Source organism: Kitasatospora sp. NPDC057965, from assembly GCF_042887135.1.
GTDB lineage: Bacteria > Actinomycetota > Actinomycetes > Streptomycetales > Streptomycetaceae > Kitasatospora.
The window spans coordinates 56,125-65,360 of sequence record NZ_JBHVPZ010000041.1; the positions used below are offsets into that span (position 1 = coordinate 56,125).

5 protein-coding genes are annotated in these 9,236 nt (G+C 74.7%); 3 read left to right on the forward strand and 2 right to left on the reverse strand.

Translation table 11 applies throughout. From position 1 onward, the window contains the following. Positions 1–79: 79 nt before the first annotated feature. Together ureA and ACFVVU_RS35395 are read left to right on the forward strand one after the other, a co-directional pair. The gene (gene ureA, locus ACFVVU_RS35390) at positions 80–814 is read left to right on the forward strand and encodes an urease subunit gamma (protein ID WP_387793989.1); all 735 of its coding nucleotides are present in this window, start codon (positions 80–82) and stop codon (positions 812–814) included. Then, positions 811–2,520: an urease subunit alpha gene (locus ACFVVU_RS35395; RefSeq protein ID WP_387793990.1), complete on the forward strand. Its 1,710-nt coding sequence runs from the start codon at positions 811–813 to the stop codon at positions 2,518–2,520. Before ureA ends, ACFVVU_RS35395 begins: the two co-directional genes overlap by 4 nt. Positions 2,521–2,588: 68 nt before the next feature. Here ACFVVU_RS35395 and ACFVVU_RS35400 read toward each other — a convergent pair whose 3' ends face one another. After that, complete coding sequence (locus ACFVVU_RS35400) at positions 2,589–5,402, reverse strand: ATP-binding protein (RefSeq protein ID WP_387793991.1); 2,814 nt, start codon at positions 5,400–5,402, stop codon at positions 2,589–2,591. Positions 5,403–5,539: 137 nt separating this feature from the next. Further along, positions 5,540–7,732 carry a DEAD/DEAH box helicase gene (locus ACFVVU_RS35405; RefSeq protein WP_387793992.1) on the reverse strand — a complete coding sequence of 731 codons (2,193 nt, stop codon included), beginning with the start codon at positions 7,730–7,732 and terminating at the stop codon, positions 5,540–5,542. Positions 7,733–7,985: 253 nt separating this feature from the next. On the opposite strand from ACFVVU_RS35405, the gene ACFVVU_RS35410 reads away from it, so the two are divergent. Then, positions 7,986–9,122 (forward strand): hypothetical protein, encoded by a 1,137-nt coding sequence (locus tag ACFVVU_RS35410; protein ID WP_387793993.1) that lies wholly within the window; start codon positions 7,986–7,988, stop codon positions 9,120–9,122. Positions 9,123–9,236: the final 114 nt, after the last annotated feature.

Consider the following 9,236-nt stretch of genomic DNA (forward strand, 5'->3'; position numbering starts at 1 on the left):
CCGCCCGCTCGGTACCGCACCACCGAGCAGCGCACCACCGAGCACCGCACCACCCGGCACCGAGGGAGAAGGGACCCCCGTGCAGCTGACCCCCACCGAGCGCGACCGGCTGTTGATCTTCACCGCCGCCGAACTCGCCCGCGCCCGCCGCGCCCGCGGCCTGCGCCTCAACGTCCCCGAGGCGACCGCGGTCATCTCGGACACCGTCTGCGAGGCCGCCCGGGACGGCCTGCGGCTCGCCGAGGCCGTGGCCCGCGGACGCTCCGTCCTCTCCCCCGCCGACGTGCTGCCCGCCGTACCGGACCTGGTCACCGAGATCCACGTCGAGGCGGTGTTCGAGGACGGCACCCGGCTCGCCGTCGTCGCCGACCCGTTCGGCGGCGCGGGCCTCGGCCCGGCAGCACCCGGCGCCGTCCTCCTCGACGACCGCGTCGATCCCGGGCCGAGCGCGACGCTCACCCTGGCGGTCCGCAACACCTCCGGGGTGCCGATCTCGGTCACCTCGCACTTCCACTTCTTCGAGGCCAACCCGCGCCTGGCCTTCGACCGCGCCGCCGCCTACGGCACCCACCTGGCCGTCCCGGCCGGCTCCTCGGTGCGCTTCGACCCGGGCGCCACCGTCGAGGTCGGCCTGGTGCCGATCGGCGGCGAACGCGTCGCGATCGGCTTCGCGGGGCTGGTGGACGGGCCGCTGGACTCGCCGCCGGTCCGGCAGGAGGCACTGCGCCGGGCCGCCGAGCGGGGCTACCTCGGGACGGCCGAGCAGGGCTGCCCCGGCGCGAACGACGACGACCGACAGGAGGACCGGACATGAGCAACGGCATCGAGGCGTCCGAGTACACCGCCGTGCACGGCCCGCGCACCGGGGACCGGGTCCGGCTCGGGGACAGCGGGCTGGTCGTCCGCGTCGAGTCGGACTCCCAGCGGCCGGGCGACGAGTTCCTGGTCGGCTTCGGCAAGACGGCCCGCGACGGCCTGCACCTCAAGGCCGCCGCCGTCCGCGACACCTGCGACCTCGTCATCAGCAACGTGCTCGTCATCGACGCCGTCCAGGGCATCCGCAAGACCTCGATCGGCATCCGGGAGGGCCGGATCGCCTCGATCGGCCGGGCCGGCAACCCCGACACCCTGGACGGCGTGGACGTGGTCGTCGGCACCGGGACGGCGATCGTCTCCGGTGAGGGCCTGATCGCCACCGCCGGCGCCATCGACACCCACGTCCACCTGATGTCCCCGCGGATCATGGAGGCCTCGCTCGCCTCCGGCGTCACCACGATCATCGGCCAGGAGTTCGGACCGGCCTGGGGTGTCGGCGTCAACTCCCCCTGGGCGCTGCGGCACGCCTTCAACAGCTTCGACGCCTGGCCGGTCAACATCGGCTTCCTCGGGCGCGGCTCCTCCTCCCGCCCCGCCCCGCTCGTCGAGGCCCTGGCGGAGGGCGGGGCCTGCGGCTTCAAGGTGCACGAGGACATGGGCGCCCACACCCGCGCCCTGGACACCGCGCTGTCGGTGGCCGAGCAGTACGACGTCCAAGTGGCGCTGCACACCGATGGGTTGAACGAGTGCCTGTCGGTCGAGGACACCCTGCGCGTCCTGGAGGGCCGGACCATCCACGCCTTCCACATCGAGGGCTGCGGCGGCGGCCACGTCCCCAACGTGCTCAAGATGGCGGGCGTGCCGAACGTCATCGGCTCCTCCACCAACCCCACCCTGCCGTTCGGCCGGGACGCCGTCGCCGAGCACTACGGCATGATCGTCTCCGTCCACGGCCTCAAGACCGACCTGCCCGGCGACGCCGCGATGGCCCGCGACCGGATCCGGGCCGGCACGATGGGCGCCGAGGACGTGCTGCACGACCTCGGGGCCATCGGCATCACCTCCTCCGACGCCCAGGGCATGGGCCGGGCCGGCGAGACCGTGCGCCGCACCTTCGCCATGGCCGGCAAGATGAAGGCCGAACGCGGCCCGCTGGAGGGCGACGGCCGGGACGACGACAACCAGCGCGTGCTGCGCTACATCGCCAAGCTCACCGTCAACCCGGCCATCGCCCACGGGCTCTCGCACGAGGTCGGCTCGATCGAGATCGGCAAGCTCGCCGACATCGTGCTGTGGCAGCCCGCCTCCTTCGGCGCCAAGCCGCAGCTGGTCCTCAAGGCCGGCTTCCCCGCCTACGGGGTCACCGGCGACCCCAACGCCGCCACCGAGACCTGCCAGCCCCTGGTCCTGGGCCCGCTGTTCGGGGCCCACGGCGCCACCCCCGCCGATCTCTCGGTCGCCTTCACCAGCCACGCCGCCGCCGAAGCGGGCAGCCAAGCCCGCCCGTACGACACCATGACCACCCGCCGCCGGCGCGTCGCCGTCCGCCACACCCGGGGCATCGGCCCGCGCGATCTGGTCCGCAACGCCCGCCTCGGCGAGGTCCTCGTCGACGCCCGCCACGGCACGGTCAGCCTCGACGGCACCGCACTGCGGTCCGAGCCCGCCGAAGCCGTCCCCCTGAACCGCCTCTACTTCCTCTGACACCTCCGCCGCGCACCCGGGGTGGCCCGGCGCGCGGCTCCGCGCGACTCAACACGGCTCAGTACGGCTCAGCCCGTCGCACCCGCGTGCAGGAGGGCCCCCGCGCGGGCCGCCAGGCCGTCGGCGCCGCAACGGGCCGCCAGCTCCAGCCCCCGGGCGAGCGCCCGACGGGCCGCCGCCGTGGCACCCAGCGCCTCCCCCAGATCGACCAGCGCCAGCGCGTGCTCGTAGCGGGCGGGCGAGCGCTCCAGGTGCCGGACGGCCTGCCCGAGCAGCTCGGCCGCGCGCGGCCGGTCGTGCACCGCCGCACAGAGCCGCAGCGTGCTGCCGACGGCGGAGTCCGTCCCGGTCGCCCGGGCCCGGCGGACCGCCTCCTCGGCGAGCTCGCGGGCCCGGTCCGGCTGCTCGGGGGCGATCGCGCGCGCCAGGTGCCCGAGCCACGGCGCCCACACCGTGTTGCGCCAGCCGCGCGCGTCCAGCGCCGCGCCGGCGGCGGTCAGCGTCTCGGCCGCGCCGGCCGCGTCGCCCCGGGCCAGCAGCAGCCGGCCGTACAGGGTGGGGGCGTCGGGCAGCACCATCACCGTCGGGTAGGGCGGGCCGAAGGAGTGCTCGCGGGCCAGCTCCAGCGCCTCGGTCACCCGGCCGCGCGCGGCCAGGGTCTCGGCCAGCGCCCCGACCGTGTCCCAGTGCAACGGGCCGCCCCGGCCCATCCGTTCGGCGAGCCGCAGGGCCCGGCGCAGGTAGTCCTCCGCCTCCGCCAGCGCGCCGCAGCGGAACCGGAGCATGCCGGTCAGCAGGTAGGCGAAGCCCAGGTGGCCGCCGCTCCAGCCGGCCACCTCGTACGCGCGGACCGCCTCGGTGAACAGTTCCTCCGCCCGGTCGACCCGGTCGGCGTAGAGGTAGCTGATGCCGAGGATCCCGGGCAGCTCGAAGCCCCAGACGGTGTTGGTCCAGCCGAGGCTGTGGGGAAGGCGCCCGCCCGGCAGCGCGGACTCGGCCAGGGCGATCGCCTGCTCGTGGTCCACGCCGCGCAGCGTGAGGTCCCAGCAGCGCAGCACCGCCACCGCGTGGGCCAGGCCGTTGTGTTCGAACAGGTTCCGCTCCGGGGGCCGCCCGCCGTCCGCACCGGCACCACGACCGGCGGCATGGGCGGTGGCGGCGGCGTCCCGGCCGTCCGCCCCGACGTCGCTGAACGCCATCCCGACCGTCTCCAGCATCCGGTCGAACTCCGCGAGCCGGCGGGAGCGTCCCGGACCGTCCTCGTCCTCGGACTGGAACGCGGCGAACATGAAGTGGGCGACCTCCAGGCGCAGCCGGCCCGGGCCGGGAAGCGTGCGCTCGGCGGCCTCGGCGCACACCGCGGCGGCGTCGCCCAGCCGGTTGCTGTGGGCGAGGGCCTGGGCGAGCCGGAAGATCGCGTCGATCCGCAGATCGGGGCCCAGCCCGTACGGGTCCGCGAGTGCCAGCCGCAGCTGGTTGACCGTGGTCACCGGGTCGGTGAGCAGCGCCGAGCAGCCGAGTTCGTAGAGCACCTCGGCCCGGTCCCGGTCGGCGGGCGGTTCGCTGATCGCGCGGCGCAGGCAGCGCTGGGCCGCCTCCGGCGCACCGATGGCCAGGTGCTCGCGGGCCGCCTGGCGCAGCTTGCGGACGATGTCCCCGTCCCCTTCGGGTAGGGTCTCCAGCAGGTGCCGGGACGCCGTCAGCAGGCCGAGACCGGCGTTCTCGGTCTCGACGGCGGCGACCCCGTGCATCCCGGTACGGGTGGCGGGCGGCATCGACTGGTACACCGAGGCGGCGATCAGCGGGTGGACGAACTCCAGCCGGCCACCCGGCGCGCCGATCAGCACCCCGTGCCGGCGCAGCTCCCGGACCGACTCGGCGGCGGTCTCCGGGCCCTGGGCGCAGATGACGGCGGCGAGCTCCGGGCGGATGTCGGTGCCCAGCATGGACGCCGCCCAGGCGAACCGCATCGCCGTCGGGCCGATCTTCTCCAGCCAGTGGCGGAGCGTCATTCCACGGGTCCCCGCCGCGAGTTCGCGCAGCAGGACGGTGCTCTCCTCGACGGGGTCGAGCCGCTGGTCGGCCACCTCGCGCAGCAGGGCGGTGGTCTCGTACGGATTGCCGGCGGTGACCGCCCAGACGTGACGGCAGAAGGCGTCCTCCGCCTGCGCGCCGAGGGCGGCGCGGACCAGCCGCGCGACCGACGCCGGCTGGAGCGGCCGCAGTTCGTGCCGCCGGTCGGCCCGGGCGAGGAGACCGCGCTGGAGCGTCAGGGCGTCGTCGGGGAACTCGTCGCGGCAGGCGAGCACCAGCAGGGCCGGCAGCTCCCGCGCGCCGACCGCGAAGCTCGCCAGCCAGCCGAGCGACTCCGGGTCGGCCCAGTGCAGGTCGTCGACGATCACGGCCACCGGCGGGCGCCGCTGCACGAGACGGGTGAGCACGAAGTCCAGCCCGTCCCGCACCCCCTGCGGATCGAGCTGCCCGCCGGGCGGCAGCAGCCCCACCGCCGGTCCGACGATGTCCTCCCAGGGCCCGAACACCTGCGCCCGCTCCCGCTCGGACAGCGCCGCCAGCACCGGCTGCAGCAGCTGGCGCACCACCCGGAACGGCTCGTGGCGCTGCCGCTCCCCGCCCCGGGCGAACAGCACCTCACAACCCGCGCGCCGTGCCTCGTGTCGCACCTCGGTCAGCACCGCGGTCTTGCCCAGCCCGGCCGCGCCGGTGAAGACCAGCAGTTCCCCGAGCGCCGTACCGGCGACCGGCCGGGTCAGCGCCGTGACCGCCTGCCGGGCCGACCGGATCTCGGCCTCGCGCTCGTGCAGCGGACCGTCGCCCCGGTCACCCCCGGCCGCGGACTCCCCTTCGGCCACCGTCGCCCCCAATTCACGCCTCCACGGCCGTCGTCACCAACGCCGAGGCTACTGCCGAACGGCCGGATCCGGTGCGGGCTTGACAATCCGCCCGTTCGGGTGAACGAGGACCGGCCGCTCGCCGCCGCCGTACGGGGCGCCGACGGGCATCAGCCTCCGGCGGCGCCCCCGGTCGCGTCTCGCGCGGCGGCGGCCAGGCGCAACTGCTCCTCCTCCACGATCCGCACCGCCAGGGACTGCTCCGAGACGTCCACGGCCTCCGGCGTCGTCTCCGCCACCTCGCTGCGCCGCGCGTACTCGTCGAAGATCCGGCTCTTCGCCCGCAGGATCTCCAGCATCCGCTGGTCGACGCTGTCGGCGGCGAGCAACCGGTGCACCTGGACCCGCCGGAGCTGCCCCATGCGGTGGGCCCGGCCCACGGCCTGACTCTCCATGGTCGGCTTCACCTGCGGCTCGCACAGGATCACCACCGAGGCCGCCTGGATGTTCAGCCCCACGCCGCCCGCCTGGATCTGGGCGAGCAGCACCGCGTGACCCGGCACCGCGGCGAACTGGTCCACCACGTCCTGGCGCCGCTCCGCGGCAACGCCGCCGTCGATCGGACCGAACACCCGCCCGCCCAGCGCGTCCCCGACGGTGGCCAGCACCTCGCGGAAGAACGAGAAGACGACGACCTTCCGCCCGTTGGCGGCGGCCTCCTCGGCGATCTCCCGCAGCCTCTGCAGCTTCGCCGACCCGGCGGGATCCGCGTACGCGGCGCGGCGCATGGCCATGAAGTTGCCCTCGGCGACGGCTGCCCGGTACGCCGCGAAGTCGGTCGGCGAGAGGTCCTCCCACTCGTCGACGTGCACGACCTCGGGGAGCTCGGCGAGCACGTCCTGCTGGTTGCGGCGCAGGTACGCCGGCGCGACCGCCTTGCGGAACGCCTTCGGCCCCGCGGCGGCCGACCCGCTGTGGATCGTCGGCAGCAGCTCGGGCCGCAGGTAGTGCACCAGACTGCGGAACTCCTCGACCCGGTTCTCCATCGGGGTGCCGGTGAGGAAGAGCACCCGCTCGACCCGGTCGGTCCACCGGGCCACCGCCTGCGAGCGCTGCGCCGCGTGGTTCTTGACGTAGTGGGCCTCGTCCACCACGACCATGGCCACGGCCCGGTCCGGAGCCACCTCCAGCCGGCGCAGGCCGTCGAAGGTCACCACCGCGACGCCGCCCGCGTCGAGCCACTCGGCCAGGGCCGCCTCCCGCTCCTGCCCGTGCACCCGGTAGGCCCGCAGGGTGCTCCGCGACTCGATCTCCCGGGTCCAGTTGATGAGGACGCTCGCCGGACAGACGACCAGGAAGTGGGTGCTCCCCCGCGTCCGCAGGTGCGCCATCGCGGCGATCGCCTGGACGGTCTTCCCGAGGCCCATCTCGTCACCGAGGATCACCCGCTTCTGCCGGAGCGCGAAGCGGGCGCCGAACGCCTGGTAGCCGCGCAGCGAGACCGTGCACCGGCTGACGTCCAGGGGCTCGGCCCGGACCTGGTCGGACAGCTCCTCCGGCAGGAACCCCTCGGCTGCGTCGACCTCGGACGGGCCCGGCTCGCCGATCGCGGCGAGCACGGCGTAGAACTCGGCCGAGCGGTGCTCGAAGTCCGTCCACGCCTCGACCGCGGAGGCCGGCGGACGCAGCAGGTCCGCGGACGCCTGGGCGAACAGCAGCGGAACGGCCTGCTCCTCGAACTCGGCGAGCAGCTCGTCCAGCCGGTCGACCGCGAGCAACGCCTCCTGCCTGCGCCGCCGCCCGGCGAACAGGCCGCGGACGAACCCCCGGGCCGGTCGCGCCGTCTCGACGAGCGCGGCGACCTCGTCGACGACCCGCCGTGCGACCCCGTCGGCGCGGGTCGCCTCGGGCCCGGCGACGACCAACCGGTGCAGTGCGACGACCAGCTCCGTGCTCAGCGCGTCCTGGTCGTCCACGTCCAGCCGCACCGCCACGGTCCGCTCGGCCGCGGCGGCTATCTGCCCGGCGGCGGCGAGGGTCTGCGCGGCCGTCTGCGCGCCGATGCCCGGGAGCAGTTGCAGCGAGTACACCGTGGCGTCCCGCACCTGCCCCACGGTCGTGATGCCGGCGGCCTCCAGCGCACCGACCCGCAGCCGGCCGTCCGTCACGTCCTTCAGCCGGGCCACCGGGATCGCGTCCAGCTCACCGCGCACCAGCCGCCCCCGCAGAGCGGCCGCCGCCCGCCCCACCTCGTCCACGGCCCCCCGGTGGTCGCCGACCACCACCCGCGCGGACGCGAGGAGCCGCTCGGCCTCCGCGACCACGACCCGGGGCTTCCGGTCTCCCCGCTGCCCACGCTCCACTCCCGGTTCCCTCCCACGGCTCCACCACCCGGCACCTCTGCGGGATCCCCCATGATCCCACCCGCGCCCGCGGCGCCTGCCCACCGCTTCTCTCCCCCACCGCCGATGGCCGCCGCCCGGTGTGACCGGCATTTGGCCGATGCCGTCGCGCGTCGACGCCGACCGCTGTCTAGCGTGGCGATCCGGGGGGTACACGAAGCACTTCCGCGGGTCGGCGCGATCGGTCCGGCCCGCCTTCCAGAAGGCAGTACGCATGAAGCTTCGGGCATGTTCGAGCACGCTGGCCGCCGCCGCGCTGACCCTCGCGCTGACCGCCGTCGCGTCCCCGGCGGGAGCGGCAGGATCGGCAGGAGCGGCAAAAGCGCCGCCGTTCCTGGACCGGCTGAACACCGTGTCCACCGTCGCGTCCACCGTCCCCGAGAACGGCGACGTGAACCCGTACGGCACGTTCACCATCCAGGAGAGCATCGGTGACCTGCACCGGGGCAACGTCCTGATCAGCAACTTCAACAACTCGGCCAACCTGCAGGGCCTCGGCACCACCCTGGTGCAGATCACCCCGGGCGGCACCCGTACCACGTTCGCCACCATCGACCCGGCCCACCTCCCCGGCCCCTGCCCCGGCGGGGTCGGGCTCACCACGGCGCTGACGGTCCTGCCCGGCGGCTGGGTCGTGGTCGGCAGCCTCCCCACCGCCGACGGAACGTCGGCCACCGCGCAGGCCGGCTGTCTGCTGGTGCTCGACAAGCACGGCACGGTCCGCGAGACCATCGCCGGGGACGGCATCAACGGGCCGTGGGACCTGACCGCCGTCAGCTCCGGCGAGCAGAGCGACCTGTTCGTGACCAACGTCCTCAACGGCACGGTCGCCGGCGGTGGCGCGCAGGTCGACCAGGGCACCGTCCTGCGGATCACCCTGTGCATCGAGAAGGACGACCTGCCACAGCGGGTCGCCACCACCGAGATCGGCTCGGGCTTCCCCGAACGGACCGACCCGGCGGCCCTGGTGGTCGGCCCGACCGGCGTCGGCCTCGGCCACGACGGAACGCTGTTCGTCGCCGACACGGTGCTGAGCCGGATCACCGCGATCCCGAACGCGCTCACCCGCCAGGACAGCGCGGGAATCGGCCGGGTCATCACGTCGGGCGGCGCCCTCAACGGCCCGCTGGGGCTGGCCCTCACGCCCCGCGGCGACATCCTGACCGTCAACGGCGGGGACGGCAACATCGTCGAGACCACCCCGGCCGGCCATCAGGTGGCGGTCAAGCAGATCAACAACGAGGGCACCCCGCCCGGCGCGGGCGCGCTCTTCGGCCTCGCACTGGACCTCGACCAGGACGCCGTCTACTTCGTCAACAACGCCGACAACGCCCTCGACGTCCTGCACTGAGGGGCAGAATTCCTCGGTAAACGCAAAGAACCCCCGCCGGTAATCCGGCGGGGGTTCTTCTCAAAATTTGTTCGGCGGCGTCCTACTCTCCCACAGGGTCCCCCCTGCAGTACC

Excerpts from the sequence above, each read along its gene's own strand:
- ACFVVU_RS35395 (WP_387793990.1), top strand. The coding sequence starts at position 811 with ATGAGCAACGGCATCGAGGCGTCCGAGTACACCGCCGTGCACGGCCCG.
- ACFVVU_RS35410 (WP_387793993.1), top strand. The coding sequence starts at position 7,986 with ATGAAGCTTCGGGCATGTTCGAGCACGCTGGCCGCCGCCGCGCTGACC.